This is a genomic window from Pseudochryseolinea flava (genome assembly GCF_003286915.1).
GTDB lineage: Bacteria > Bacteroidota > Bacteroidia > Cytophagales > Cyclobacteriaceae > Ohtaekwangia > Ohtaekwangia flava.
In genome coordinates this window covers 1-26,275 of the sequence record NZ_QMFY01000001.1, presented here as the reverse complement: position 1 = coordinate 26,275, position 26,275 = coordinate 1, and the positions used below count along the sequence as shown (strand labels likewise).

The window sequence follows — 26,275 nt, the reverse complement described above, 5'->3', positions numbered from 1 at the left end:
CGTATTGATGTGTTTTGGTTCCCATGATAAAAACTGAACGACTTCCGATTATTCTCTTTGCCATGTTCTGTCTTGTATGTGGACTATGGTCGGGGCTGCAACGTATTGGATGGAATATCGCATTGTCGCCGATGGTGGCGCATCACGGCGCTATTATGGTGGGTGGCTTTTTAGGAACGCTCATTGCATTGGAGAAAATCATTCCGCTGCGGAAACGAATATTGTTTTTAATACCTGTATTGAATGCAGTGAGCGTTGCATTTTTTTTTGCCGACCAAATCAAGGTGTCGATTTATTTGTTGATTTTATCTAGCGCATCGCTTGTACTTGTGTTCTTGTACTATTTTCGTAGCCAGCGCTCAATTATCTACGTGTTGATGTCACTCGGTGCGGTTTGCTGGCTAGTAGGGAACGTGTTGTTGTTGTCAAGTTTCTTTTATCCATTAGCTTTTCCTTGGTGGGTTGCGTTTGCGCTCTATATTATTGCAGCGGAAAGAATGGAGATCATGAAATTTTTGCCTGTGAGCAGCACAGCGAAACAATTTTTTATAGGGCTCCTTTTCATCTTTGGTATCGGCGTAGTGTTGTCTTTCCATGGTGTGGGGCGCATGGTGAGTGCGGTTAGCTTGATCGCGATAGCTGCATGGCTTATGAAGCACGATACAATTACACTCAATCTCAAGCGTAAACGTCTGCCACAGTTTACGGCGATCACTTTATTGTGTGGATACATTGCGCTATTGTTAACCGGGATATTTTTTTGGTCGCTTTCAGATCAATGGCTCGCTTATGACGCGATTGTACATGCGTTCTTTTTGGGTTTTGTTTTTTCAATGATATTTGCGCACGGTCCGATGATACTTCCTGGAATAATGGGTCTCTATGGGACACCGTTTAGTAAAGTGTTATATGTGTGGCTCGTGATTTTACAATCGTCGTGGGTGCTACGCGTTATCTCGGATATTTATATGGCGATGGAAATCCGCAGGGTCTGTGGAATGCTCAGTGCAATCGCTATTGTCGGATATTTTGTAACAATGGCAATACTTACGTTCAGCAGTAGGCAGCATGCAAAAGTTCGTTAAGATACCATTCATATTTCTTTTTGTTGGTTCGTTGTTGGGCGTATTCCTTCGGTTGCAGTTTGTGTCACCAACCCCGGGTATAAACTATTCGAATTTTTTACATGGACACTCCCACGTGATGTTCCTTGGATGGGTATTTAACGTGTTGCTGATTGGTTTTACGTTGAACCACATTCGTGAAGATGACCAACGCGGTGTTCGCCTACTCTTTATCATATTACAGTTTCTATTGCTGGGTATGCTTGTGTCGTTTCCCATTCAGGGCTACGGCTTCTTCAGTATCTTACTTTCGACGATGCATACACTGGCTGCATTTTTCTTCATCGCGAAGTTTATAAAGAAAGTTAAATCGATGACGTCAATTTCGGCATGGTGCGCGGTCGTGGCGCTTGTGTTTTTCATGATTTCATCGATTGGACCATTTTCACTTGGCTATTTGATGGCCTCTGGATTGGGCAAAAGTCAATGGTATTTTTTCTCTATCTATTTTTATCTCCATTTTCAGTACAATGGATTTTTCTTTTTTGGCGTGCTTAGCTTATTCTTTAATCTTCTTGAGCGAAGGCAGATTCCGTTTGACGTCTTCGGCGCAAAGCGTATATGTAAGATGTTTGCTTTCGCATGCGTACCGGCGTACTTCCTCAGCGTATTGTGGGCTAAGCCAGGTATCAGCTATAATGTAGTTAGCGCGATTGCTGCTATTATTCAACTTGTTGCTTTCATGGCTATGCTTGGCTTGCTTCGGAAAGTTTTTGCACATATGCGAACGAAGTTTCGTCCGGAAGTGCAATGGCTGTTGATTGTAGTCACCATGGCGTTGTTGATAAAGTTGATTTTGCAACTCCTCTCTGCATTTCCGATCGCAGCACAATTGGCTTATGAACTTCGCCCCGTTGTAATCGCGTATTTGCATTTGGCGCTGGTGGGTGTGATTAGTTTTTTCTTGATGGCATGGTATGGTGAACTAGAGCGTGTGAGTATCTGGTTTTGGAATGGTATCAAACTTTTTTTTATATGTTTTATAGCGATGGAAATTTGTTTGGTGTTGTCACCCTGGTGGCGAGCTATTTTCGGCGTTCATTTCATTAGTGCCGCAGACGTTCTGTTATTTTTTTCCATTGGTCTTTCCATCAGTTGTTTGTTGTTGATGATGGGTTTCTCGAAGCGGGCGAAAGCGTTTTTAGTGTGATCGTAATAATGTCCTTTCAGCGATTCACGTAGTATTCGCATTGGATTGCAACTACTCTTCAAGTGTGCTCGCTTGAATCTAATGACAATTATTAACATTGAAATTTCATTTTATTATTTAGTTGACTTTGGATATCTTGAAGTCACGTGTTTGCACCTGATTAAAATTATGTTCGGGATATGACTAAAGTCATAAAGGCGTCGCTTGTTCTCGGACTACTTTAGCACTGAATAAAAAGGGACAACATATCTGATTATTCAAATAAAACTTGAAAACTATGAAAAAGCTTTTTCCTGTAGTCATGCTGTTGGCGATGCTGGCAGCATGTGGTAACGAAAAACCAAAAGATCAAAATTCTAGTAATGGTTCCGATGAATATGAAGTAGCTGAAACACCAAAGAAAGTAGATGAGGGTAAGGGTATCGGGGAGATTAAGGAGGTTACGTTGAATACGCCGCTTGAGCAAGATCGAATTGGGAGAGGGCTGGCCATTTACGAAATGAAATGTGCTGCATGTCATAAACTAGATGATCAACGGGTAGTAGGACCCGGATGGAAAGGCGTTACACAGCGAAGAAAGCCAGAATGGATTATGAATATGATCACCAACGTCGATGTGATGCTTGATCAAGATGCCGAAGCACAAAAACTTCTCGAACTCTGTTTGACTCGGATGCCGAATCAGAATGTGAGTGTCGGTGACTCTCGCGACATCTTGGAGTTCATGAGGCAGAATGACGGCGAAAAATAGATTTACATCTCTTCAATTAATAAAAACAAAATGAAAACGCTCAATAAATTTGTATGGGGCATGGCTGGCATTCTCGCTGCCTTCACCATATACAGTTGTAAGCCATCTGGTCCAAGTGAAGCTATCACTGGAGACGCTGCTAGCAAAGCGTATGTTGCGCCCGGAAAATATGATGAATTTTACAACATTGTGTCTGGCGGATTTAATGGTCAGATCGGCGTGTACGGAATTCCTTCAGGGCGGTTGTTCAAGATCATTCCTGTTTTCGCCACTTTCCCTGAAAACGGTTACGGCTATAGCGAAGAAAGCAAGCCCATGTTAAATACTGCCAACGGCTTTGTGCCCTGGGATGACTTGCACCATATTTCATTGTCGACAACAAATGGCGAACATGATGGACGTTGGGCATTTGCCAATGGTAACAACACACCGCGTGTTGCGCGCATCGACTTAAAAACTTTTAAGACTGTCGAAATCCTTGAGTTGCCCAATAGCGGAGGCAATCACTCGTCACCATACATTACGGAAAATACGGAGTACGTTGTGGCAAGTACACGCTTCAGTGTTCCGATTGGCGACAATACCGATGTTCCAATCAGCTCATTCAAAAAGAATTTCAAAGGAACAGTAAGTTTTATAAAGGTCGATACTTCCGGACATATGAATATCGCCTTCCAACTTGTAACACCTGGTGTAAGCTTCGACCTTGCACGTGCAGGCAAAGGTCCTTCTCATGGATGGTTCTTCTTCTCAACCTACAACACCGAACAAGCATACACTTTGCTCGAAGTTAATGCGTCACAAAAAGACAAAGATTTTATCATGGCTGTTAACTGGAAGAAGGCGGAAGAGTACCTGAAGCAAGGAAAAGGAAAGACAGTGAAGTCGAAATATGCACACAATGTGTTAAATGAGTCAACGCATATGTCGTCTTCTGAGATTTTGGAAGAAGTGATGCAACTCGATCCGGCTGAACTTAAAGATATCGTTTACTTTATCCCATGTCCGAAGTCACCCCACGGCTGTGATGTAGATCCGTCAGGTGAATACATCGTCGGCAGTGGCAAGCTTGCAGCGCTTATCCCGGTGTTCTCCTTCTCAAAATTGCAGAAAGCTATTGCCGACAAATCTTTCGAAGGTGATTTCGCGGGTATCCCTGTTGTAAAGTATGAATCAGCCCTCTATGGTGAGGTTCAAAAACCTGGGCTCGGTCCATTGCATACGGAATTCGATGCGAACGGAAATGCATACACATCGATGTTCGTTTCTTCTGAAATCGTAAAGTGGAATGTAAAAGAATTGAAAGTACTTGATCGTGCACCTACTTATTACTCCATCGGACACCTTTGCGTGCCTGGTGGACCAACAAAGAAGCCGCATGGCAAATATGTAATCGCATATAACAAGATTACAAAAGATCGCTACTTGCCTACAGGTCCCGAGCTTACGCAGTCGGCCCAATTGTACGATATCAGCGGTGAAAAAATGAAATTGATTCTTGACTTTCCGACTACCGGTGAGCCTCACTATGCTGAAGCAATACCCGCAGAATTGCTCATGCCAAAGTCACAAAAAATATACAGACTCGAAGACAACAAGCACCCTTATGCCGCGCTTGGCGAAGGCAAAACTAAAGTTGAAAGAAAAGGAAACGAAGTACACGTATATATGACAGCGATCCGGTCGCACTTAACACCCGACAACATAGAAGGTATTAAGCAAGGTGACGATGTATATTTCCACGTTACGAACCTAGAACAAGATTGGGATGTTCCGCACGGCTTTGCTATCAAAGGTGCTAACAATGCCGAGATCTTAATCATGCCTGGAGAAACACAAACATTGAAATGGAAAGCCGATCGTGTTGGTGTGTTCCCTTTCTACTGTACCGACTTCTGTTCAGCACTACATCAGGAGATGCAAGGATATGCACGCGTGTCTGCACCGAACAATAATGTTGAAATAAAATACTCAACCGGTAAAATCGAAGATCAGATCACCGGGGCTGGTCAATAGATTCAAATTCATAGTTTGCAGGTTGATAGCCCTATCCCCGAGATGGGATAGGGCTTCTAAAAAAATAATACAATGAAAAAGCTCAGACCAATATCGCGTGTTGTCATTCTGTTAGCTGCGTTATCAATGGTGTCGGCTTACTACGTTCCGCTATGGCAAATTCTCATGTGGGCGCCGCAGTATCCGGAGGGTTTGGATATGAAAATATGGATAGACAATTTGACGGGAGATGTTAAAATTATTAGTGCACTCAATCACTATATCGGTATGAAGCATATCGAGGTCAGCATGTTTCCTGAGTTTAAATATATGATATACATTGTGGGTGGTGTAATCGCCATGGGTATTTTAACAGTTATTGTCAATCGCCGATATATGCTTATTGCATTCGCCACCTTGATTGTTGCCTGTGGCATCGTTGCACTCGTTGATTTTTATAGATGGGGCTATGATTATGGCCACAACCTCGATCCGACAGCACCTATTGTCGTGCCAGGTATGTCGTACCAGCCGCCACTCATTGGCACAAAACAACTTCTCAACTTTACAGCATACTCTGGTCCTGATGTTGGTGGGTGGATTTTTTTGATTGCCGGACTGCTAACAATGATTACCCTTGCTGCAGAAATAATGAAATCAAGAATGGAAACAAAGAAAACTACAGTAGCCATGATCGTGATGATGGCATGGTGCATGATGGCGTGCTCCGTTGAGCCTGAACCACTGGTCTATGGAAAGGATGCATGTCATACATGTAAGATGACTTTAATGGATCATAAGTTTGGCGCTGAGTTGGTAACAACGAAGGGCAAGATTTACAAATTCGATGACGTGAATTGCATGCTAAGTTTCTACAACAGTAATGAGGTCTCAATTGAAAATGTAAAAAATTTATTGATTGTCGATTTTGCTAAACCGGAAAAACTAATTGACGCCAAAAACGCGCTATACATTAAGGCAGAAGCGATTAAAAGTCCGATGGCGAGTAAGGTTGCCGCCTTTGAATCGAGTGATGCGCTCCAAAAGATGAATGCCGAATGGAAAGGTATTCAAATGAGTTGGGGCGAATTACAGACACAATATAAATGACAACTTCAATGGCGTTCTATCGCTCACATGAAGTCTGGTCATCAATGCATGAAAGCTCTAAAAATTATTTTCCTGTCTTGTTTCGTGGCCATAACTGCTTACGGCAGTACGATAACGGTTAGTAAACAGGGGAAAATTAAAAGCATTAAACAAGCGATCTCCCAGGCCAAACCAGGAGATACGCTGTACATCACCTCTGGCACTTATAAGGAGGGCAATATTATTATTGAAAAGAGTCTTACACTTATTGGTGAAAATTTTCCAGTACTTGATGGTGATCATAAGGTGGAGATTTTTACGATTCATGCGCATTATGTAACGATATCGGGATTGAAATTTATCAACACCGGTATTGCAAGTATCAATGATCTTGCAGCCATAAAAGTGCTTGACTCAAAATGGCTAAGGATCACAAACAACCGCTTCGTAAACACTTTCTTCGCAATACATTTTTCGAACTCCTCGCATTCCTGGATTGTAGGTAATCAGCTGCAGTCCGATGCAAAAGCCGAGCATCAAATTGGAAATGGTATACATCTATGGAAATGCGATCATATCACAGTCGATAACAACATCGTGAAAGGTCATCGTGATGGTATTTATTTCGAGTTCGTCACCAATTCATTGATCACTGGAAATTATAGTAAAGGCAATATGCGTTATGGGCTTCATTTTATGTTTTCCCATAATAATGAATATCGAAACAACACTTTTGTAGAAAACGGGGCGGGCGTAGCGGTGATGTACACAACTGGTGTGAAGATGATCAACAATACTTTTGAACACAATTGGGGATCTTCCGCCTACGGTTTACTGCTTAAAGACATTCGCGATAGTTTTGTTTCAGGAAATCGATTCTTGCAAAATTCTGTTGGTATTTTGATGGAAGGCTCGAGTAGAATACAATTTGACAATAACACTTTCTCCGAAAATGGTTACGCGATCAAGCTTCAGGCCAGCTGCGACGATAATAATTTCAAACGCAATAATTTTTCATCAAATACCTTTGATCTGGCAACCAACGGAAGTTTAGTGCTCAATAGTGTTAACGGAAACTACTGGGATAAATACGAAGGGTATGATTTGAACAAGGATAGCGTCGGCGATATTCCTCATCACCCTGTGAGCATGTATTCGATGGTTGTTGAGCAGATGCCTGCAGCGGTCTTGTTATGGCGAAGTTTTCTTGTGCTGTTAATGGATAAAGCAGAGAAAGCCATTCCTGTCATGACGCCGCAAAATTTAAAAGACGAATCACCTGCAATGAAGCCCTATGATCTCAATACAAAAAGTCAATAAGAATTTTGGAAAGCTTCATGTTCTTAAGCAAGTAGACCTTGATCTGAGCATGGGGCGATCGTATGCATTGGTGGGCCCGAATGGTTCGGGTAAAACCACCTTGATCAAAAGTATACTGGGGCTCGTTGTTCCATCCTCTGGTGAAATTGTTTTTGAAGGTAAGAGTATAGCCAAGGACTGGATGTATCGCGAGAAAATCGGCTACATGCCCCAGATAGGACGATACCCCGAGAACATGACTATCGGTCAATTGATAGATATGATGAAGAATATTCGAAAAAACGCAGAAGTCCTTGACGATAGTATTATTGAAGGTTTCAAGCTTTACAAAATGTTTGACAAGCGAATGCACGCGCTTTCCGGTGGCACACGGCAGAAAGTGAGCGCCGCACTTGCATTTCTTTTTAATCCGCCTGTGTTGATTCTTGATGAACCTACAGCAGGTCTTGATCCGATTTCGGTGGAGATATTGAAAGAAAAAATACTCGAAGAAAAGCATCGCGGTAAACTGTTGATCATTTCTTCCCACATCCTGAGTGATCTCGACGAACTTACCTCCGACATGGTGTACATCTACGAGGGCCAAGTCCACTACAACAACACAATTCAAACCTTAAAGGAAGAAACACAAGAGAAGAAGTTAGGTAAGGCGATAGCCACCATGATTGGACAAAAGCAATTAATTGACTCTGTTAATCGATAGCTTATGAATAGGATAATCAAATATGTCTTCTACGATATACTCCGCACACGGTTCATCATATTCTATACTGCGCTGTTGCTGGTCAGCACATTCGCCATGTTTCAGCTCGATAGCGATCCCAACAAAGTAGTGATGAGTTTGCTGAACGTGGTGCTGATGGTTGTACCTTTGGTGAGCATTGTCTTCACCACCATTCACTTTTACAATTCTTATGAGTTTATCGAACTCATGCTTGCACAGCCTATCAATCGACGAGTAATTTTCATCGGAGAGTACTTGGCGGTTGCCATGTCTCTTTGTATGGCATTCGCCGTGGGTGTAGGCATTCCGCTGGGGATATACGGTGTAAGCGCAACGGGCATGTCACTTCTATTTTGCGGAATCATTCTCACACTGGTGTTTGTCTCTTTGGCGTTTTTAGCCGCTGTACTCACGCGCGATAAAGCAAAAGCAATTGGAATCGCATTGCTGTTCTGGTTTTACTTTTCGCTCATCTATGATGGATTCCTTTTGTGGTTTGTATATGCCTTCGCCGACTACCCATTAGAGAAAATTACGTTGGGCTTGATATCGCTCAATCCTGTCGATCTGGCAAGGGTAATAATGTTGCTTCAACTGGATATATCTGCGTTGATGGGATACACAGGCGCGTTTTACAGACAATTTTTCGGAAGCTCATTTGGAATTATCTTCTCTACGTTGATTCTTTTTCTGTGGGTGATCATTCCGTTTTTTATTGCGCTAAGAATATTCAGTAAAAAAGATTTGTAGGACGCCCGCGTATGATTGTAGTCATAGGAGGGCTGGCGCATAAGTGGAATCTTTGATGAGTAAATAAACGCTTATGAAAACAAATCGGATTCTTTTCGCCTTAGCGATGATCGCCTGGGTCGGTTCCTCTTGCTCACAACCATCACAGGATGTCGTGGATGCTAGCGCATCTAATATTGAACAAGCTGCAGGTCAGTCTGCCGTGCAAGATGATGAGTCGCAGAAGAACATTGTTCAAACCGCTATCGGTTCGCCGCAGCATACTACACTCGTCGCAGCACTGAAGGCCGCCGCCTATGTCGACGCGCTTTCGAATGCGGGACCGTTTACCGTCTTCGCACCCACCGATGAAGCCTTTGCAAAGTTGCCCGCAGGAACGGTAGAAGATTTAACAAAGCCTGAAAACAAACTCAAACTTCAGAACATTCTTGAGTATCACGTCTATGTGGGCGTGATCCGTGAATCGATGGTACAAGGACCAATGAAATTGAATCAAGTGAATGGTAAGAATGTTTCCATTACGAAAGAAAGTGATAAACTTAAAGTAAATGGTGCGAATGTATTGGCCACAATACAGACGTCGAACGGAATTGTATATGTAATCGATACTGTCTTGTTGCCTGAATAGATGGGCCGTATGAGCTCTAAAAGCATCGTTAGTATCAATAGTTTCATGAGTAGAATGTGTTAGTAGGAAGGGCTCGCTTAAATTGGTGAGCCCTTCGTTAATTTTTTCACACATAATGTAAAGTGATTTATGAGTATGTCATCAGACGCATTGTTGCATGATATTGTTTGTCACCAGGATGTTCATCTGATGGTCGATCTTTTTTATGATAAGGTAAAAATAGATCCACTACTAGGTCCTGCGTTTAGTCACGTCGATTGGATAAAACATTTGCCTGTGATGTATGATTTTTGGTCGTCTATGTTATTGGGCGATCGCACTTATCGCGGTAATCCGCTGCAACGACATTTGGACTTACCCATCGACAGGCGTCATTTTGATCGCTGGCTTTTATTATTTGAGGAAACCGTGAATGACAATTTTTTTGGCGAGAGAGCTGATGAAGCAAAAAGTCGAGCTCAAGCTATCGCGGAGATATTCCAACGTAAGATGGGGTTGCAACGTCTCGGTGATTAAATACTTAATCATGTAGTGTTAAGATTATAAGTTATCCTCTCCAGTATGACTTTAATCATAGATGGTGATGTTATTAACATCGTAATTGCCGGTGCTTTGAATCCCAGCACTATGCACACGACAACTCCAATTCATACATTCCACATCCCTGTTATGGGATTAGCTTACACCATCGATACGCCTGTTAAAGTAGCACGGTATGGTATTAATTCAGTAGTATCGATTATCGAAGATAAGTTGGTGGAGTTGATGCGGAAATATTACTGCGAGAAGTACGACGAACAATATGTTCCCATTACGCCAAAGGAGCAAGACTACCGCGCTAAAAGAATTACCGACTATTTGAATCTACTCAATCGCATCGTCAAAAAGCAGTTCGAAGACTTACGACACTCGACATTTTGTGTCGGTAGCGAGCTCACTAAATATTTTGAGATGCTCCCGGGTGATAGCATCCTAAGACTTTCGTATGAACGCCTGTTGCAAGCAAAAGATAAAATCGAACGCGATACGCTGGTAAAATTCCTGACAAGTCAGATCAAGCCAGGTTGCATCGACGTCAACATCATGACGAAGGTCGACAAAAACAATTATGATCGATCAGGTCATCAACTTACCGATGGATCGGATGCCGTTGCAGCACTTCGGGGTTACGCCAATAGCGATCTCGTTGACTCATCCGTAATTTTCTCTGCTGGATTGAATCCCCGTTTGTTTAACTATCTCGAAACATTACCAGCGTTCAATGCAAAATCATGGGCTACATTCGACAAGAAGATTGTAATCAAAGTGAGCGATTATCGTTCTGCCTTTATTCAGGGAAAATATTTAGCGAAGAAAGGTATCTGGGTAAGTGAATTCAGGATAGAATCGGGACTTAACTGTGGAGGACACGCATTCGCCACAGACGGTTCATTACTTGGTCCGATTCTGGAAGAGTTCAAATTAAAGCGTGAAGAACTCATCACCTCATTACATGCGTTGTATGTTGCTGCACTAAAAACAAAAGGTCTCGAGGTTTTTGACAAGCCGCATCCTCTTGCCATTACCGTGCAGGGTGGCATAGGAACCTACCACGAAGCAATGTTTCTCGCCTCGCGCTATGATGTGCAAAGTACTGGATGGGGAACACCCTTTTTGCTTTGTCCGGAAGCGACAACTGTTGATGAAGAAACTTTGAATTTATTATCCAGTGCGCTCGAAAGCGATATTATACTTAGTAAAAACTCACCACTGGGTATTCGTTTCAACTACCTTAAAGGAACAAGCTCTGAGCGTGAAAAAATGGCGAGAGTTAAGAAGGGAAAGCCTGGCAGTCCTTGTACCGAGAAACACCTTGTGTCGAATACGGAATTTACAAAGGATCCGATCTGTACAGCATCGACGGTTTATCAGCAGAAGAAAATTGCCGCGTTAAAAAGCCTTTCCCTGTCATCATCGGATTATGACAAGCAGCATGCGGAAATTGTGAGTAAGGAATGTCTTTGCATCGGACTTAGCAATGCTGCGATTGTAACGTATGATCTTCCGCCGATAAAGAACCTGAAGGCAGTCACGATCTGTCCTGGACCCAATATCGCGTATTTCAACAAAGTGGTTTCCTTGCGGGAAATGACTGATCATATCTACGGCAGAACGGATATCACCGATCCGGCGCGACCCCACATGTTTATCAAAGAGTTGAAGTTAAACCTTGATTACGTCCGCGATCAAATACTTTCAAATGATATGGAGGACACGAAGTGGCGGAAGGAAATACAAACATTTGTCGCTCAACTTTCTGCCGGCATAGCCTATTACCATTCATTGTCTGATCACATTTCGTCGGCTACATTTACGGAAGAACTTCTTATGTGCGAAGGGGAGTTGGCGGTGTTGCGCGAAGCAATGGAAAGCAAAATCAATCTCAGCGCGTAAAAAATTAGACTTCCTGTCTTTTGTCATGTTTCATAACGTGACGTTTTTTTACCTATGTGTAAACGTTTCGTCATGGAGTCAAATAAAGTGCTAGTTTTTCTTTGTTCGGGTGCAATGAATGCCGGCGAGAAGAAGCTGTCGTATCGTATCGCGACACAATTAGAATCTTTAGGAATCGCGGAATTGGGAAGTCTTCAAGATCTTTCACGCCAGCATGCGACATCTCCTGGCACACAACGACGAATGATTTTTATTAATAACTGCCGGTCTAAATGTCTTCACGTTCTCCTTCAGGGAATCAACGAGGAACAGTATATTTTTTTCGACGTGGCCCCTTATGTTAACCATCCGGATTTCGATGAGGAACACTATGTCACATCGGAAGTGCTTCCCGTTTTATCTGAAAAATGGATCGATGTCGCAGAAGACATCATCTTAAATCGCAGCAATTAAAACATGATTTTGTGTCCCTCAAGCGAAAGCTTTCCTTCTTTTTCCATCTTCTTTACTGTTCGAATGACTGTCTCTACCCGAAGCCCGCTCATGTCGGCAAGTTGTTGACGCGTATAAGGAACGATTATTTTTTCACCGGTGCCTGATAGTGCTTTTTTACTTTTATAGTATTTGAGTAGCGTACGAATGCGGTGTTCCGGCTCGTAGGAAGAAATTTCCGAAAGCACCATTGATTTATATTTTAATCGCTGACACAAGACCTGATCCATTTTTAAATGCAGGTCAAAATTCTCCCGAAGCATTTGAAGAAAGTAATCGCCGGGTAGTTTCCATACTTTGGTTTTTTCAATAGCCGATACGCTGCCGGGGTAGGGGAATTTTCCAATCAAAGCTGGCTCGCCAAAACTTTCGCCAGCAGTAAAAATTCCTTGAATGAATTCCTGTCCATCGTTACTAGATATAAACATCTTGACTGAACCTTCCTCGACTTGAAAATAGTCTATGGCTTTATCTCCTTCATGAAATAGAACTTGATCTTTGCCTAGCTGTACGAGCTTTGCATGATATTTTTCGAGTGTCTTTGCAGGAAACATGTCTCCGTTTTTCAGAGAAAGTTAGCGCGCGGGTAGATAATAAAATATGATTTTTGTCATGGTTATGTAATGATACAAGATCCTCCCGCGCAAGCAGCTTCGGTTTGAAGTTCAGTTTCGTCATCGGGTTCAAATACTTTCGATAGGTCAAGTTCGGTTAAGCTGCAGGCCAGGGAAGTGAATGTGGCTTGGTCAATATCTTCGAACGGCGCTTGTTTGTAGTTACCGTTGTCATAGGGCAGCACACTGAGACCATTGTACGATGCCTTGTTTTCCCACATCCATTCGCCAACGTGTTGCCAATCTTCGTCTTTGATGCTCACCGTTGCTGAGACGTTATTGGCGTTGCTTCCGTTTCGGTATCCGTTGCGCACCCATTCTAGGTTGAACTTTTTTATTCGATCCAGCAGCTCTCTAGCGTTTTCAGTTCGTAGTGTTGATCCCTCTGGCGCACACTGTGGTATTCTGATAATACCTTGCTTGGAATTCAGTAGGTCATCCTCCAAAAGCTCCGGATGATTGGCTTTCAAATAATCATACAACGCTTCATTCTTCCCGATACGCACGCGCCGAATGTAATAATCATTATGCCACGCATGGATTCCCGAGGAAGTGCCGAGTACAATCGATGAAGTTCCCGAAGGTTTGATGGTAGTGCATCGCGCAGCAAATTGAATATTGATACGACTCGATAGTTGGAGATTTACTTTTTTTACTACCTCTGCTACTTCCTTAAGGTCTAGCGCAGCCACTTTACCACTGGCAATACCGGTCATACCAACACCAATTAGTGCTTCACGTTCAGTGGTTATTTTCCATATCTCTCGCAGGTAGTGGAAATTTGTGAACCCTGCTTGTAATGTTCCGAAGAACGAGGCTGCTGCAGCGCGTTCATTTAAGTCTTCCTGACTTTGAACATCCGATACATTTACCTCACAGAGATTGCAAAATTGAAATGGTCGCAATGCAATTTCACAACACGGATTAGTCCCCCAGTTCAAATCGTTTGTGAAATAGAATCCTGGTTCTCCCGATCCCGATAATTCTATTTTTTTCCACAGCGCGAAAAATTCATCTTTCGTTATGCTGTTCCTTGGCAACACTACAGAATTATTGGCACGACCGCGTTGTTCATTGAGTTCCCACCAATTGCCGAATTTACAGGTTAACATTTCTTCATCGTGATAGGAAAAGAGCGAGATCATGGCTGACCTTCTGATCCCGCCCGCCAATACCGCATTCGCGATATGGCACATCATATCATGACAATCAAGTGTACTGAGTTTTTCTCCATTTGTTTTTCTATCGAGTATAGCTGTTAGGTGTGCAATGCAAATTTTGAGCGGCTCAGGCCCCGGGGCTTTTCCACCAGCGGTAACCAATCGCGCTCCCTTCGGTCGAATATCCGAGTAATCAAATTCCGGAACATAATCGCTTTTTCCGAAATACCCCTTCAGCAAAACCTTCACGCAATCCGCCCATCCCTCCAAACTATCACCAACTAAAAACCTTCTTTTTTTCTGTGCCCTTTTGACGGGCGGGAGAAGTTCTACATGATCAACTTGCACGGAGAAGCCAACCCCCGTTCCTCCCAACAATAAAAACATCGCTTCAGAAAAAGCACGGATATCATCGACAGGCATGTATGCACAGTTGTAAATACGACTATTGTTCCGCGCTATGGCGATGCCAGCAAATTGCATCGCACGCATCGACGGCAATACCTTCTTGTCCAGAACAAATTGCAGATTCTCCCTAATCTCAGCTTCGAGTAAGGGATATCGTTCAATCAACATGCGCGCGTATCGTTCGCAGATTTCTGGCCACAATTCACGACGCTGATACGCGGGAACGTACCGTGCATACTTCATGTAAATAATGAGATCACTAAGAATTCGTTGATTGATCTGCATAATGACTTGTAGTGGTGTTGTCGGATTATTTTAAAGTGAACAGCTTCCTCCAAGCGTAGCCTTTTCTTTGTAGCGCGCAAATAAAATATTGTTTTCAAGATGCACGTGCTTCATCAAGTCGTTGTCGAATTCATGTAGCTTTTGATATGTAATTTTAAATGTTGGACAAGCAAAGTCAGGAGGTGTATAGTTGTTCGACAATGTTCTGATCTGCTTGATCAGTTCTCCTGCGGCAACATGGTCATGCTCCATGGCTTCGATCGGTGCCTGAATGGAATCTGCAAGCGGATGATCCAAGTGCTGTTGTGCTTCGAGTCTCTTGATTGCTGGAAAAAGCACTAACTCTTCCTTTTTCATGTGGCTCGTTAAATCTTCTGATAGATCAAGAAAATGTTCGCGTATCTGTAACAGCGCCAGGCAGTCATTGCCATGTGCATCACAAACTTTGTCGAGGAATGCTTGAATTTCTGGTATCGCTCTTTTTACGTAGTGATGATGGTTTTCAATGATATAGTCTGCCAGGAATGAAGATCGCCAATGCTGCGGATGAACCGCATCGTTAATCTCCCCTTGTGATTGTTGAATGATCTCAGCTTTTATTTTTTCAGGCGCTAAGCCGATCCTTCTGCAAGCGTCTTCCAAGCTTCGGTTTCCACCACAGCAGTAGTCGATATTGTATTTCGTGAATACAGCTAACGCGCCAGGATGTGAAATGGCAAGCTGGGCAACCGTCTGTAGGTTTCCCTCCAATGTGTTATTCAAATATGTGCCCATAATTTTTTGATTTTTATCAAAGCTATGTGCGCAACGAAAGTTGTGGTATGATCGCGATCATATCCACAGAATTTTTTTTGAGGTAGTACGCGACGGACTACAGCTTAAGGTTCATAGCATACACGGCTACGCCATTCTCGTTTTCCATCAGGCAAGCGACGAGAAAACCATCTTTCGTATGGGTGACGACCGGCGCGATGGAATTTGCACTTCGTGGCGTTAATACACGCTTTTCGATGTCTATTCCATCCTTGATCAATCGACAATGAATCGTTGTAGCTGTGCTTCCGTCTGTGGTCATGTTTTCCTCCCAAAGCATGGCGATCACATCACCGTTCGAACTTACCTGAGGATGGTGACCAGCGCGCGAGACAAGCTCCCTTGGAAAAAAATTGTCTTCGTCACTAGCTTTATGTGCATAATACAAACCGCTGCCGTTACCTTCAGTATACCACATAGTAAACAGCCCCGCTTTGTTGCTGCACAAACTTGGTCCGGTGTGAGGACAGCCATCGATGTTCCATTGATCGGCGCTGATGTTGATGGGCTGCGAGAATTTTGTGCCATCTGTCGCTGATGTCGCCACCATCATATCGCGAATTTGCTTATCCATTTTTCCGCTACGCAATCCCCGATAAGCAACGTAGATTTTTTTGTTCTCGTCGGTGTAAACATCAATCCTGCAACATTGACATGCTGATGAATCAATGAGGATTTCATTTGAAAAAGAATTGGTTGCATCTGTTTTTGAGAACAGTACGATTCTCCCGCCTTTTCCGTGCCGTGGTTTGATGTCGAGCCATGCTGCACCAATTTCTCCATCGGGAAGCACTTCGATGTCAAAGTACGATCTACTTCTGCCTGAAGTGGTGTCGCGATGGATCGTCTTTTCTGTAGACCATGTCCTGCCGTCGTCTTCCGAAGTTCTGTAGTGAATTGACCCGGCATATTTGTTCGTCGCTGTGGGGATTTTCTTTTCATATGCTACCAGGATGGTGCCGTCTCTTTTGAACGCAACTTTAGGCATTCCTTCTGCATGCGTTGCCACAGATGAACCTAACAATATCGATGCTTTTTGAACGAACGAACTACCATCATCCTGGGAAATAGAAAAAGTGAAATGCAGTTGTCCATTATTTTTTTCCGTCCATGCAACAACCGGATTGTCGAGGTTGTCGTGTGTCAGATAAACAGATTCGGCATTTGCGGAACAAATTTGTATCTCACGCTGTGTATTGTCGCACCGAACAAAGATCGCGATAAAAAGAGCAGACAATGCAAGAAGACGAATCATTTTCATAGTACGGATTTTTGTGTCCCTTTAAACGTGTACTGAAGTCCGAGTACAAATGTTCGCGGTGCGGCGGGTGTAAAAGTTGTTCTGTCGTGTACTCCATTTCCTCTTGTGGCAGCATTTGCATAAAGTTCATCCGTAATGTTTATCACATTGGTGAAAAACTCGAAGCCCTTTACTTCGTATCCCATGCGAAGATTTAGATAGCTCACGCCGCGAAATCCAAGCAGCCCTTTGTCATCATATTTCACGTTGTTGGTTTGATCTTGAAACCAACTTCCGATACGCTGCCATTCAATCGAAACACTAAAACCGTCGACATAATTAGGTTTGTAGGTGACTTCGCTATTGGCGATCCATCGCGGCGACTGTGGCATTTCGTTGCCGTCTACATTTTTTGTTTGGTCTGAAGTTCTGGCACTGAGCGTAAAATCTTCGAAACGGTGTATCGCATTGGTGCCACCGAAACGGATAAACAATTCCGGTGTAGGCTTAAACGTAAATCCATATTCAATGCCACGGTGCAATGTCTTCCCGGCACTTTGATAATCGGTCGTGTTATCTGTCTGTCGAATATTAAGCAACTCTTTGTGTCCTATCATTTGATAAACCGCTAGATCTACATACACTTTGCTATCTAAGAATGCGCCCCATCCGCCTATCTCAATGTTGTTGAACCGTGCCGGCTCAAGATTGTAGTAGAACTCGGAAGTCGCACCAGACATGCCCGGTTTCTTTCTGAAGATAGAGGTGAGTCCCGGTGGTGAAAAACCTTGGCTATAGTTTACGTATAAACCTTTGTCGCGTAGTAAATCGAATGTCGCACCGATCTTGGGTGTAACTTGTTCAAATGACTTTTTACCCGTACTCGCTTCAAGCCGATTAAGATAATCGAAGGCCATCCTATCGTAGCGAACCCCAAGGGTAACACGTATTCTGCTATGAAGGCTTGCTTCGAATTGTGAATACAAGGCGTAATTGCTGAGATCGGCTTGATAGTTTGATAGGAACTGGTCTGGTTGCTCTTGCAGGATGCGATAACGTTCAACAGATTTTCCATCGGGGCGCAGTTGCGCAGCCATATCGATTTTATATGCCCAATATGTTGTGGGTGAGTAGTCGAAGCTTCCTCCCGCTAATAGTTTTGAATCAAGAAAGTTAAACTTTACACTGTGCTGCACGAGCGCGACGCGGCTGTAGAACGAATTCCGATTTCGTTCTCCCGAAGCTGTTTCACTTCCACTTGTCCAGCGAATAGCATAGTTTGGATTTTGTTCTATGTAATTATCACGATAGGCAACCGTAAGCAATGTTTCCTGACCATCGTTCCATTGATGGTTGATGGAAAAACGTATTCGCTGCGAATGCACGTTGCGATACGTGAAGTCAGTCGTGCTTGAATATTCACGGTTGTAGAATGCTAAACTATCGACACTGCCAGCCATATCTGAATAATACTCGTTTCCCGAAAATGCGCCGCTAAGCTTTGTGCGTTTTGAGAGGGAATAGTCAACGCGTAAATTCACGGAAGATTTTTTGTAGTCAGAATAAGTTTGCCATGCGTTGCGTTGGTTCGCTTCGAATCCACTAATGTGCACGCCTAATTTTTTACCAATCACTCCACCCGCACCATATTGAATTCTTTTATATCCCCATGCATCGCCGGCAACGCCGATTTGGAAAGTAGGAACTGCGGACGGTTTTCTTGTAATGAAGTTAATGGCGCCACCCACAGCCTCAGGACCATACAACGACGAGGCAGGGCCTTTCACCACCTCAATGTTTGAAATACCCAAGATGTTCATCTCAATTAACGCGTTATGATTGAAGATGCCCATAGGGCGCACCGGTAGCCCGTCTTCAAGATAAAGGAAGTAAGACGAGGTGCCCATCGGTTGTCGAATAGACATAGCATGCTGTTCATTATTATAGTTTAGCATCACAACGCCAGGAACTTTGTTGAGCAATTCCGTAAGGAGAATAGGTTTTGTGTCGTTGATCGTTGCAGCTGATATTTTGCTAATGGCTACAGGCGATTCCGTTCGCAGCGATGCCTCACGATTTGCAGTAACAACGATTTGCTGAAGGTTGTTGGTGGATGACTGTAAGGCAACTATGATTTCTCTTCCCGATACGAAAATCGTTTTTCGCTCATAGCCAAGGTAGGAGACGACAATGGAATCGAAAGGCGTAGGCGCATCAATTAGAAACACCCCATCAAGATCAGTGACGTTGCCCAATGGTGTGCCGGCGATTATAACAGCGGCACCGACGAGCGGTTCGTTGGTCTCGCTGTCAAATATTTTTCCTTTGCAGATGTTCTGACAAAGTGCAGCGCTATAAAGAATGGTAAGAAACAGAAGGAATGGAAATATACTTTTCATGGTGTTGAATTTTGGCCATGGGCGTTCATGTCTTCACGCGGAAGACTTGCCGTATGGCCGTGAATAGTTTGAATGACGATTAAACTTTATTCAACGGGCAGCATGGTGGATGAAAAGTGAATGGTGTGTAGGTGAACGCGTAGATCGTTGTATACGTTGAATTTGTAACGTATGAGGTCGCACAGCGCAATAACAACGTGCACGCTTCTGTTACTATAAAAGTCGGAATTTCAACTTTGTTTTTACCTAGTGCGCGCGCTGTGTCGGTCTTGTCGCGCTCGTTTAAATTTCGTTTCAGAAAACATTTTCCGTGGCAGCTCAAAAGTGGCTTGTCCTTGTTGATGCAAAGCACTTCTGCGATGTATGTCTTGTTGACTTGGAAGTACCCAATTACGCCAAGCTGGTAAATGCTCTGGATAGACATTAATACGATAAGCGCAAATGAGATGACTTTCTTCACATGTCAAATCTAGATCGAAAGTGCCGCCCCCGTTATGACTTAGATCAGGCAGGTGAAAAAAATATTACGTGGCGTTAAATGCTGATGTTCATTGTATTACCATGGTGCTTGTTGGAAAGTAAGACTTTTGTCAGTTTGTTTCGTGATTTGGTATCCACTGTGGATTGAGTGAGTTACCTTTTTACAAACTCAAGATCACGTATACGCCCAGTGTTTAAAACGAATCCTCGTATGCTACCGTCCATGTTGACCTTGAAATCGATCGAAGCACGTTCCAGATCAAAGTAAGAGAACGTAATACGCATCTGATTTTTAAATGCCTCTACGCTTACGGGCGGATTGGTACCAACTTTAAACCATAACGCATCGTTTTCACTGTAAAAATGATATGACGTGTTTTGATCTTCGCAGTAGTATTCGCCGGTGAACTGCGAATGCTCTTCAGCAGTTGCTGGAACCAATCGTTGGGCCGTTGTATTACCATGTTTTTGTTGTATGATTATTTTTTGGAATTTGTTATGCTCGAAACTTTCGAAAACCACACGGTCACTAGTTTCGCCAATCAGTAGGGTGTCGTGTGATGCCGCGTGTAAAATTTCTTTTGGTTGTCCTGTACCCTGCCCTGTCAGGATGCCATCCTCATTTCTGATGTCGACGCAGATAGTATTATTCACGCGGTATGTTCCAATCATAGCGCTGATCTGAGCTGCGTTCAGCGTGTTAGTTTTGGGATGACGTACAACAGTTTGTGCTCCGAAAATGTAACGGTCTGCGATGGCACGTGTGATATGTTCGGGATTGATGTCTGTTGCGTTTGCAAGACAAACAATGGTGATGCGACTTTGCGGGAAGCGTAAAATCTCGGAGCGGTACCCCAGAAATGCACCGGGATGTGTATGAACCTCGTCACCGCGGTAACGCGATGCGATGATACCCATTCCGAAGCGAAGTTCTTCCCCATTCAATTTGCCGCGCGTAAGGATGTGGTGTGCTAATGACGAGCTGTCGTAAAATGAGCGATCCCATTGTAACAAGTCCGGCAGCGTGGTGATCATTCCGCCATCCCCGGCCGTTATATTGTTGTTTTTGAATGGCGCGTATCCTTTTTCGGATTTGTAATAACTCACGCTGTTACCTTCAACATTCATCTGCCGACCAAAACCGGATTTGCGCATACCCAGTACGTTGAATAAATGTCGTTCAGCATATTGTGCCAGCGATTTCTTGGTTACGCGCTGAACAACTTCCGCCAAAAGAAGGTAGTTGGTGTTACTGTAAGTGCACCGCTCTCCTGGCGTGAAACTTAGCTTTTTTTGTGTTGTAATTATTTTCAGCGCATCTGCATTGGTGAACTTTTCTTCGAAACTTTTGCCAGTGAGCCACATCAGTACCAGGTAATCGCGTAAGCCGCTGGTATGATAAAGAAGATTTTCTAGGGTGATTGTTTTACCGTAATCGGGAAGTTCGGTAATATACTTTCGTACGTCGTCGGTGAGCTTTAACTTATTTTCTCTGGCAAGCGATACGATGATGGCAGCCGTGAACTGTTTACTACCGGAAGCGATGTTGTAAGTAACTTGGGGATGGTTAGGCGTGTGCGATTCAATGTTCGCCATACCATATCCCTTTTGAAAAATGAGTTCACCATCTTTGATAACGCCGATCGTTGCACCTGGCCGATCTGATCCAGTGTGATTGAAAAGGATCGAATCGATGATCTGCGTTAATGAATCAGGTTGGCAAGCATGCAATGAACTTGTTCCTGCTGCGCAATAAGCTATCAGAAAAAGGAAATAGATACAACGCTTCATGGGATTGATGTTTATGGCTACGCCTGTTGTTTTAAAAACTTAATTGTCAACGGATATTTGTACGGACGGGAGCTTGTCACTTTCATCGTGTTCACGATAATGACTACTTGACTATATATGCCAAGCACGATGAGAAAAGGTATGATGTGAAAGAGCGCGCACGGCAGAAGGTAGAGTGTCATGCTGAGTTGGAAATTGATGACATCGTATGCGTGGCGTTGTATGTCTTCGACTTTATCGCGTTTCCATATCCAGAGAATAATTGGCGGGATGATGAGCAGTAGCAAGCCACTCAAGTGTATCAATGGGAGCCATTTACTTTCTTCATTTTTTGGATTGCCTGCTTCGGGTTTGTCTTCGGTTCCGGCCAACATTTCGAAATCTACTTCTAAAGCTGTGGCGATAGATTGAAGGGTGTAGGCGCGCGGATCGACTTCGCAACTTTCGATGCGCTGAATCGTGCGGACGCTGATGTCGGTTCGTTCTGCAAGTTCATCTTGGGTGATACCCTTTTTTAACCTGAGCTGTTTTATTAGTTCACCTGTTTTCATAAAAGTTTTTTGACAAATAACCGCAGTGAGCGCAAGCCAACACAACTACAAATACCCGACATTCACCCGACATTGTGGCGAAACAAGCTGAATTCACGCTTTCGGTACTGTAGTAATTAGGATGACCGTCGACACAAAGGCATCAGAATTTTATCATTTGATCGTTGAATCTAATGGTATTACGATGAGAAAACTAAAACTTCAGATGCAAATTACACTTGACGGATACGTAGCCGGATCGCAGGGGCAACTTGATTGGATGACACCGGAGACAGATGAACGGCAAGTTCAATATTTAAAAGACCTCACCACGTCGATGGATACTATACTGCTCGGGCGAAAAATGGCTGAAGAAGCGGTTCCCCATTGGGAGCATGTAACAAAAATAAAAAAAGGTGATGCGGAGTGGGAGTATGCAAAAACGTTTGTGTCGACGCCCAAAATTATTTTCAGTAAAACGTTTCGCTCACCGCTAGGCGAGAACACAACGCTTGAGCAGGGTGACCTAACATCGGTAGTAACAAAATTGAAAGATCTTCCCGGGAAAGATATCATTGTCTATGGTGGTGCAAGCTTCGCGTCGGCGTTGATCAAGCAAAACCTCGTAGATGAATTTCACTTGCTTGTGAATCCTGTAGCAATTGGCGCCGGCAAGATTATTTTTGATGGCCAGCATAAGTTAACGCTCATCAAGTCCATGGCATTTTCTAATGGCGTTGTAGCAAACCAATATAAACGCGATCAATAACAGAACATGGTAGCGACTATGCTTTGATGATCATTCCCACAAAATCCATAACTTGCTATTCACATGAAGAATAATTTTGCTTTGGATCTTGATCATCCTAACCGACGGCGTGTTGAATTTTTTCTGAACAACGTCGATGTAAAACTTGAGCAGGTGTTGTTTGGTGCGAACGAATTGAAGCGGTCTGATGCAATTGTGCAAGGATTTAAATTTAAGGGTACCGACAACATGATTGCGATTACGGTAATATTTGCAGCGTCATATGATGATGCGAACGAGATAGGGGAAGCAAATGCTTTTGATGAAAAGCCAAACACAAAGTGGACGGTGAATGGCGATGTGTTGTTTGTGGTTGAATCGATTGACGCCGATAGGCGCGATGAGATGTTAAGTCATTTTGCCGGACGAGAGTAGCGATGGAGACGTTTTGAGTACAATAAGTTTACATTACGCTATATGCTTCAAGGAATACAACTGATCGAGTGGATTGTTAAAACCGCGATCATGGATGAATCGATATCAACAGCGCATCTCGTTTCGACGATGAAGCAGAATGGCATCACAAGTACACAACTGATGAACTATGTGCGTGAAGATAGTTTTTGGCCATTGTATAAATCCGATGCTGCGATCCCGGAGAAGGACGAAAAGTATATTCTGAATTTACGAACACCGCAGGAGCGGAACGCTTTGAAAGCAAAGCGCGAGATGATTCTCGATGCCATTGAGCGCCGGTTTTATACCGGACATAAGTTTAACGAGTGGATGATCTAGCATCATGATACCAATAAAAAAAAGCGCAGGTACTCACTGCGCTTTTTTTGTTAAATGTATCGTCGGCGATTGACTTTAGGATTTTCGCATTTGAACAGCGCGTGTAACAAAAGCGTCTACCCATTTTTCGACGGCATTTCTCGCCGCGGCAATATATTTTTCACGAGATGTTTGAATCAATACAGGGTCGAGTTCTTTTCGGAATGCAAATCCTTTTGCGAGCCCACTTCTAGCTTTGGAAACATCTTCTGTAACCGACTCTGCATATTCACCAGCAACGGGAATATCGCTCCATTGCATTAGAAATTCAGGAAAGCCTTTGCCTGCCCAGATGTAGGTGTACTCTTTATTTTCTTGGTCGCCCACCATCATCTGTGCATGAACGCCCCACGTATATTTCTTCGATGTAGTTGCAGGATAGTACCATCCACCACCGACATCCCTTCGGTCTGTTGATTTGATATCCAGGTTTACCATGACGTCAGCGAAGTCGACATTTACTTTGAAGGTCGCAGCGGTACCGAATTCCTTGCCGAACTCCATCGCGCGTTTTCCTTTTCCGCCAGCAAAACCAGTGAGACCTTTGTGAATCACTTTGCCTTTGTTAGCCGTGCTGGTCACCCATTTATTTCCACCGCCTTCTTTCTGCGCATCTTCTTTTTCACCTTCTTCGCCGCCACTCTTTTGATAGAATTCGGAAGCTGTCACTTGATCCCAACCAACGGTGTCGATACCGTTTTCTTTAAGTTTCTTTTGAAAGTAACGATAGAAGTGATCGGTGATGGCTTGGTAATCGGCCTGAGTTGGTTCGCTGTCGGTAAATTCTAGAAATCCAGTTACGCGCGCACCCGCGATTTTACCGCCGGAGCGATCTTCTTGCGTAATGGTTTTTGCTGTTGTGGTGAGTTTATAATTGACGGTTAGCTCAACGATAGCGAGCCGTTCGAGTTTAGGGATGATTTTAGATTTATCCCAATTGAACCGGCTGGCGTCTGTTGGTGGCGCTGCGTCTTGCTTTTTTTTCTGTGCTAATGCTGTACCTGATGCCAACACGATGGCGATCATCAGTAACCTGAGTTTTGTAACTGTTCTCATCTCTGTGGTTTATTTAGGTAAAAAAAACTGTTCCGCTCGCTTCAATGATTGAAAACGAAACGTAGAATAATTTATGGAAATGTCTGAGCATTGTCAAGGCTTAAGGTGTTAAAGTGTTCGAGTGTTCAAGTGTTCAGGTGTTCAAGAGTGAGGTGAGGCAACGTAGCTACACGCAACTCGAAGCTCATAGCTCGCAGCTTTCTAGAAACGTGTTGAAGTGTTGGTGTGTTGACGTGTTGGTGTTGAATGCATCGTTCATGGTGTTCGCAGCTTTCTCACAAGCGCATTTCTCGCAACTCGTAGCTCGTAGCTCGCAGCTTTCTAGGAACGTGTTGACGTGTTGGTGTTGAATGCTTTTTACCGTGTCCCTCCGCGCACCTCCGCACTTTCGCGACTTTGCGGTAAAAAAATCGTTCACCTTAAGGCATGCTAGCCAAGGAGCTCGCAGCCTTCCTGACGTCTACCGCATTTCTCGCAACTCGAAGCTTTCCTGTGGTTAGACGCGCCGTCTTCAACTTTCAACTTTCCACTTTCAACTTTAAACTTTCTGCGTCGCGAAACGCGCCGTCTTCGACTTTAAGCTTTTAGCTTTAAAGATCTTCCCGTGTAGCTTCCCTATTTGCTTCATAAACGACCCATTCTATGAAACAAACACCGCATCTTCCTAGGGGAGATATGCAGAATTATGAGAGCGCAATGAAAGGACATCTGGAGAAACTGCGAATTAATAAGAGAATAATGAACGCGCGATGAGAGAAAAATGAACCAAACACCGAAATTTATGATACGTCATCTATAGCGTGATGAACCAACATCTATAGAACAATGATAGAACTACTGGACGCGTATGGAGGACATCTGGAGAAAATGAAAGGATGTCTATAGCTTCTCTAGAGGATGAAGCCAGGATGACGTTTCTGAACGCAGTAGATGTTACTTCTTTGCACCCTTTATCCCTAATAGCTCATCACACATGAATATTAATTGAAATAGTTTCCCCCTTTAGGGGCTAGGGGTGAAGCGTGAAAGTGGCTGTGAATTTGAACAGGTTGTAAATATAGTTTGCTGATTTGAATTTTGTGTTGTTGAACCAAAACAGAAGCAAGGCTCTGCTGAGGAGCAACCTGCCAGGGATAGGTTCTCCCGACAGAATGTCGATCATTGAAAGGGATGTTGTTGAGTCAACATCCTTTTTCATTTTCAAATATTCTGGAGGGCATATGCCTAAAAAAACCTTATGCTGCATAAGAGGCTGGTGTTTTGTATCCGAGCGCTTCATGCTCTCGCACTGTGTTGTATTCGATCAGCCACGCATCGGTTAGTTGCTGCGCGTGTTCGATTGAAAAAACAATGTTAGCATCTAGAACATCCTCGCGATAGGTGCGATTGAATCGTTCAATGATCGCGTTCTGTTGTGGTGATGCTTTGGGGATAGCGCTCCATTCAATGCCATTTTTTTGG

At 43.5% G+C, this 26,275-nt stretch carries 26 protein-coding genes; 15 read left to right on the top strand and 11 right to left on the bottom strand.

Annotation, left to right across the window (positions count from 1 at the left end; translation table 11 throughout):
• Nucleotides 1-23: 23 nt before the first annotated feature.
• From DQQ10_RS00130 to DQQ10_RS00075, 12 genes are all read left to right on the top strand, one after another.
• Nucleotides 24-1,085 (top strand): hypothetical protein, encoded by a 1,062-nt coding sequence (locus DQQ10_RS00130; protein ID WP_112744779.1) that lies wholly within the window; start codon nucleotides 24-26, stop codon nucleotides 1,083-1,085.
• The gene (locus tag DQQ10_RS00125) at nucleotides 1,069-2,274 is read left to right on the top strand and encodes a hypothetical protein (RefSeq protein WP_112744778.1); all 1,206 of its coding nucleotides are present in this window, start codon (nucleotides 1,069-1,071) and stop codon (nucleotides 2,272-2,274) included. The genes DQQ10_RS00130 and DQQ10_RS00125 overlap by 17 nt, the downstream gene beginning before the upstream one ends.
• Nucleotides 2,275-2,551: 277 nt before the next feature.
• Nucleotides 2,552-3,025, top strand: coding sequence for a c-type cytochrome (locus DQQ10_RS00120; RefSeq protein WP_112744777.1), 474 nt, complete (start codon nucleotides 2,552-2,554; stop codon nucleotides 3,023-3,025).
• A gap of 30 nt (nucleotides 3,026-3,055) precedes the next feature.
• A complete protein-coding gene (gene nosZ / locus DQQ10_RS00115; RefSeq protein WP_112744776.1) occupies nucleotides 3,056-5,041 on the top strand; it encodes a Sec-dependent nitrous-oxide reductase in 1,986 nt (661 codons plus the stop codon).
• 72 nt (nucleotides 5,042-5,113) lie between these two features.
• Nucleotides 5,114-6,130 carry a nitrous oxide reductase accessory protein NosL gene (locus DQQ10_RS00110; RefSeq protein WP_112744775.1) on the top strand — a complete coding sequence of 339 codons (1,017 nt, stop codon included), beginning with the start codon at nucleotides 5,114-5,116 and terminating at the stop codon, nucleotides 6,128-6,130.
• Between the two features lie 48 nt (nucleotides 6,131-6,178).
• Nucleotides 6,179-7,429 (top strand): nitrous oxide reductase family maturation protein NosD, encoded by a 1,251-nt coding sequence (locus DQQ10_RS00105; protein ID WP_112744774.1) that lies wholly within the window; start codon nucleotides 6,179-6,181, stop codon nucleotides 7,427-7,429.
• Nucleotides 7,404-8,132 (top strand): ABC transporter ATP-binding protein, encoded by a 729-nt coding sequence (locus DQQ10_RS00100; RefSeq protein ID WP_112744773.1) that lies wholly within the window; start codon nucleotides 7,404-7,406, stop codon nucleotides 8,130-8,132. The genes DQQ10_RS00105 and DQQ10_RS00100 overlap by 26 nt, the downstream gene beginning before the upstream one ends.
• 3 nt (nucleotides 8,133-8,135) lie before the next feature.
• Nucleotides 8,136-8,903 (top strand): ABC transporter permease subunit, encoded by a 768-nt coding sequence (locus tag DQQ10_RS00095; protein ID WP_112744772.1) that lies wholly within the window; start codon nucleotides 8,136-8,138, stop codon nucleotides 8,901-8,903.
• 73 nt (nucleotides 8,904-8,976) lie between these two features.
• Entirely contained in the window at nucleotides 8,977-9,531 is a 555-nt protein-coding gene (locus tag DQQ10_RS00090; protein ID WP_112744771.1) for a fasciclin domain-containing protein, read from the top strand.
• A 129-nt stretch (nucleotides 9,532-9,660) separates the two neighbouring features.
• Nucleotides 9,661-10,047, top strand: a complete 387-nt coding sequence (locus DQQ10_RS00085) for a group III truncated hemoglobin (protein ID WP_245970206.1) — start codon at nucleotides 9,661-9,663, stop codon at nucleotides 10,045-10,047.
• Between the two features lie 45 nt (nucleotides 10,048-10,092).
• Nucleotides 10,093-11,964 (top strand): hypothetical protein, encoded by a 1,872-nt coding sequence (locus DQQ10_RS00080; RefSeq protein WP_245970205.1) that lies wholly within the window; start codon nucleotides 10,093-10,095, stop codon nucleotides 11,962-11,964.
• A 72-nt stretch (nucleotides 11,965-12,036) separates the two neighbouring features.
• On the top strand, nucleotides 12,037-12,417 hold the full coding sequence (locus tag DQQ10_RS00075) for a hypothetical protein (protein WP_112744770.1): 381 nt from the start codon (nucleotides 12,037-12,039) through the stop codon (nucleotides 12,415-12,417).
• Here DQQ10_RS00075 and DQQ10_RS00070 read toward each other — a convergent pair.
• The 8 genes from DQQ10_RS00070 to DQQ10_RS00035 form a co-directional block, all read right to left on the bottom strand.
• Nucleotides 12,414-13,010, bottom strand: a complete 597-nt coding sequence (locus DQQ10_RS00070; protein WP_112744769.1) for a Crp/Fnr family transcriptional regulator — start codon at nucleotides 13,008-13,010, stop codon at nucleotides 12,414-12,416. The genes DQQ10_RS00075 and DQQ10_RS00070 overlap by 4 nt on opposite strands.
• Before the next feature lie 62 nt (nucleotides 13,011-13,072).
• Nucleotides 13,073-14,923, bottom strand: a complete 1,851-nt coding sequence (locus tag DQQ10_RS00065) for a glycyl radical enzyme family protein (RefSeq protein WP_112744768.1) — start codon at nucleotides 14,921-14,923, stop codon at nucleotides 13,073-13,075.
• A gap of 30 nt (nucleotides 14,924-14,953) precedes the next feature.
• Nucleotides 14,954-15,697, bottom strand: coding sequence for an iron-sulfur cluster repair di-iron protein (gene ric, locus DQQ10_RS00060; RefSeq protein ID WP_112744767.1), 744 nt, complete (start codon nucleotides 15,695-15,697; stop codon nucleotides 14,954-14,956).
• 97 nt (nucleotides 15,698-15,794) lie between these two features.
• On the bottom strand, nucleotides 15,795-16,997 hold the full coding sequence (locus tag DQQ10_RS00055) for a sialidase family protein (RefSeq protein ID WP_112744766.1): 1,203 nt from the start codon (nucleotides 16,995-16,997) through the stop codon (nucleotides 15,795-15,797).
• The gene (locus DQQ10_RS00050; protein WP_112744765.1) at nucleotides 16,994-19,375 is read right to left on the bottom strand and encodes a TonB-dependent receptor; all 2,382 of its coding nucleotides are present in this window, start codon (nucleotides 19,373-19,375) and stop codon (nucleotides 16,994-16,996) included. The genes DQQ10_RS00055 and DQQ10_RS00050 overlap by 4 nt, the downstream gene beginning before the upstream one ends.
• 79 nt (nucleotides 19,376-19,454) lie before the next feature.
• On the bottom strand, nucleotides 19,455-19,835 hold the full coding sequence (locus DQQ10_RS00045; RefSeq protein WP_133259490.1) for a hypothetical protein: 381 nt from the start codon (nucleotides 19,833-19,835) through the stop codon (nucleotides 19,455-19,457).
• A 173-nt stretch (nucleotides 19,836-20,008) separates the two neighbouring features.
• The gene (locus tag DQQ10_RS00040) at nucleotides 20,009-21,646 is read right to left on the bottom strand and encodes a serine hydrolase domain-containing protein (protein ID WP_112744763.1); all 1,638 of its coding nucleotides are present in this window, start codon (nucleotides 21,644-21,646) and stop codon (nucleotides 20,009-20,011) included.
• Nucleotides 21,647-21,663: 17 nt separating this feature from the next.
• Nucleotides 21,664-22,197, bottom strand: coding sequence for a helix-turn-helix domain-containing protein (locus DQQ10_RS00035; RefSeq protein WP_112744762.1), 534 nt, complete (start codon nucleotides 22,195-22,197; stop codon nucleotides 21,664-21,666).
• Between the two features lie 184 nt (nucleotides 22,198-22,381).
• On the opposite strand from DQQ10_RS00035, the gene DQQ10_RS00030 reads away from it, so the two are divergent.
• The 3 genes from DQQ10_RS00030 to DQQ10_RS00020 all read left to right on the top strand — a co-directional run bounded on the left by DQQ10_RS00030 (nucleotide 22,382) and on the right by DQQ10_RS00020 (nucleotide 23,719).
• Nucleotides 22,382-22,945, top strand: a complete 564-nt coding sequence (locus DQQ10_RS00030) for a dihydrofolate reductase family protein (protein ID WP_165823753.1) — start codon at nucleotides 22,382-22,384, stop codon at nucleotides 22,943-22,945.
• Between the two features lie 63 nt (nucleotides 22,946-23,008).
• Nucleotides 23,009-23,359 carry a hypothetical protein gene (locus tag DQQ10_RS00025; RefSeq protein WP_112744760.1) on the top strand — a complete coding sequence of 117 codons (351 nt, stop codon included), beginning with the start codon at nucleotides 23,009-23,011 and terminating at the stop codon, nucleotides 23,357-23,359.
• Nucleotides 23,360-23,401: 42 nt separating this feature from the next.
• Nucleotides 23,402-23,719 (top strand): hypothetical protein, encoded by a 318-nt coding sequence (locus tag DQQ10_RS00020; protein ID WP_112744759.1) that lies wholly within the window; start codon nucleotides 23,402-23,404, stop codon nucleotides 23,717-23,719.
• Nucleotides 23,720-23,794: 75 nt separating this feature from the next.
• On the opposite strand, the gene DQQ10_RS00015 is transcribed toward DQQ10_RS00020, so the two are convergent.
• The 3 genes from DQQ10_RS00015 to DQQ10_RS00005 form a co-directional block, all read right to left on the bottom strand.
• Nucleotides 23,795-24,814, bottom strand: a complete 1,020-nt coding sequence (locus DQQ10_RS00015) for a hypothetical protein (RefSeq protein ID WP_112744758.1) — start codon at nucleotides 24,812-24,814, stop codon at nucleotides 23,795-23,797.
• Nucleotides 24,815-25,823: 1,009 nt separating this feature from the next.
• Nucleotides 25,824-26,012 (bottom strand): hypothetical protein, encoded by a 189-nt coding sequence (locus DQQ10_RS00010; protein WP_112744757.1) that lies wholly within the window; start codon nucleotides 26,010-26,012, stop codon nucleotides 25,824-25,826.
• 37 nt (nucleotides 26,013-26,049) lie between these two features.
• Nucleotides 26,050-26,275: integrase core domain-containing protein (locus tag DQQ10_RS00005; protein WP_133259489.1), on the bottom strand; the 226-nt coding region annotated here is incomplete at its 5' end.

What these genes read in the sequence shown, in the direction of transcription:
- DQQ10_RS00065 (WP_112744768.1), bottom strand. Translation starts at nt 14,923, where the DNA reads ATGCAGATCAATCAACGAATTCTTAGTGATCTCATTATTTACATGAAG.
- DQQ10_RS00040 (WP_112744763.1), bottom strand. Translation starts at nt 21,646, where the DNA reads ATGAAGCGTTGTATCTATTTCCTTTTTCTGATAGCTTATTGCGCAGCA.
- DQQ10_RS00070 (WP_112744769.1), bottom strand. Translation starts at nt 13,010, where the DNA reads ATGTTTCCTGCAAAGACACTCGAAAAATATCATGCAAAGCTCGTACAG.
- DQQ10_RS00010 (WP_112744757.1), bottom strand. Translation starts at nt 26,012, where the DNA reads ATGAAAAAGGATGTTGACTCAACAACATCCCTTTCAATGATCGACATT.
- DQQ10_RS00035 (WP_112744762.1), bottom strand. Translation starts at nt 22,197, where the DNA reads ATGAAAACAGGTGAACTAATAAAACAGCTCAGGTTAAAAAAGGGTATC.
- nosZ (WP_112744776.1), top strand. Translation starts at nt 3,056, where the DNA reads ATGAAAACGCTCAATAAATTTGTATGGGGCATGGCTGGCATTCTCGCT.
- DQQ10_RS00050 (WP_112744765.1), bottom strand. Translation starts at nt 19,375, where the DNA reads ATGAAAAGTATATTTCCATTCCTTCTGTTTCTTACCATTCTTTATAGC.
- DQQ10_RS00030 (WP_165823753.1), top strand. Translation starts at nt 22,382, where the DNA reads ATGAGAAAACTAAAACTTCAGATGCAAATTACACTTGACGGATACGTA.
- DQQ10_RS00075 (WP_112744770.1), top strand. Translation starts at nt 12,037, where the DNA reads ATGGAGTCAAATAAAGTGCTAGTTTTTCTTTGTTCGGGTGCAATGAAT.
- DQQ10_RS00100 (WP_112744773.1), top strand. Translation starts at nt 7,404, where the DNA reads ATGATCTCAATACAAAAAGTCAATAAGAATTTTGGAAAGCTTCATGTT.
- ric (WP_112744767.1), bottom strand. Translation starts at nt 15,697, where the DNA reads ATGGGCACATATTTGAATAACACATTGGAGGGAAACCTACAGACGGTT.
- DQQ10_RS00090 (WP_112744771.1), top strand. Translation starts at nt 8,977, where the DNA reads ATGAAAACAAATCGGATTCTTTTCGCCTTAGCGATGATCGCCTGGGTC.
- DQQ10_RS00105 (WP_112744774.1), top strand. Translation starts at nt 6,179, where the DNA reads ATGAAAGCTCTAAAAATTATTTTCCTGTCTTGTTTCGTGGCCATAACT.
- DQQ10_RS00130 (WP_112744779.1), top strand. Translation starts at nt 24, where the DNA reads ATGATAAAAACTGAACGACTTCCGATTATTCTCTTTGCCATGTTCTGT.
- DQQ10_RS00120 (WP_112744777.1), top strand. Translation starts at nt 2,552, where the DNA reads ATGAAAAAGCTTTTTCCTGTAGTCATGCTGTTGGCGATGCTGGCAGCA.
- DQQ10_RS00080 (WP_245970205.1), top strand. Translation starts at nt 10,093, where the DNA reads ATGACTTTAATCATAGATGGTGATGTTATTAACATCGTAATTGCCGGT.
- DQQ10_RS00125 (WP_112744778.1), top strand. Translation starts at nt 1,069, where the DNA reads ATGCAAAAGTTCGTTAAGATACCATTCATATTTCTTTTTGTTGGTTCG.
- DQQ10_RS00095 (WP_112744772.1), top strand. Translation starts at nt 8,136, where the DNA reads ATGAATAGGATAATCAAATATGTCTTCTACGATATACTCCGCACACGG.
- DQQ10_RS00110 (WP_112744775.1), top strand. Translation starts at nt 5,114, where the DNA reads ATGAAAAAGCTCAGACCAATATCGCGTGTTGTCATTCTGTTAGCTGCG.
- DQQ10_RS00015 (WP_112744758.1), bottom strand. Translation starts at nt 24,814, where the DNA reads ATGAGAACAGTTACAAAACTCAGGTTACTGATGATCGCCATCGTGTTG.
- DQQ10_RS00025 (WP_112744760.1), top strand. Translation starts at nt 23,009, where the DNA reads ATGAAGAATAATTTTGCTTTGGATCTTGATCATCCTAACCGACGGCGT.
- DQQ10_RS00020 (WP_112744759.1), top strand. Translation starts at nt 23,402, where the DNA reads ATGCTTCAAGGAATACAACTGATCGAGTGGATTGTTAAAACCGCGATC.
- DQQ10_RS00085 (WP_245970206.1), top strand. Translation starts at nt 9,661, where the DNA reads ATGAGTATGTCATCAGACGCATTGTTGCATGATATTGTTTGTCACCAG.
- DQQ10_RS00055 (WP_112744766.1), bottom strand. Translation starts at nt 16,997, where the DNA reads ATGAAAATGATTCGTCTTCTTGCATTGTCTGCTCTTTTTATCGCGATC.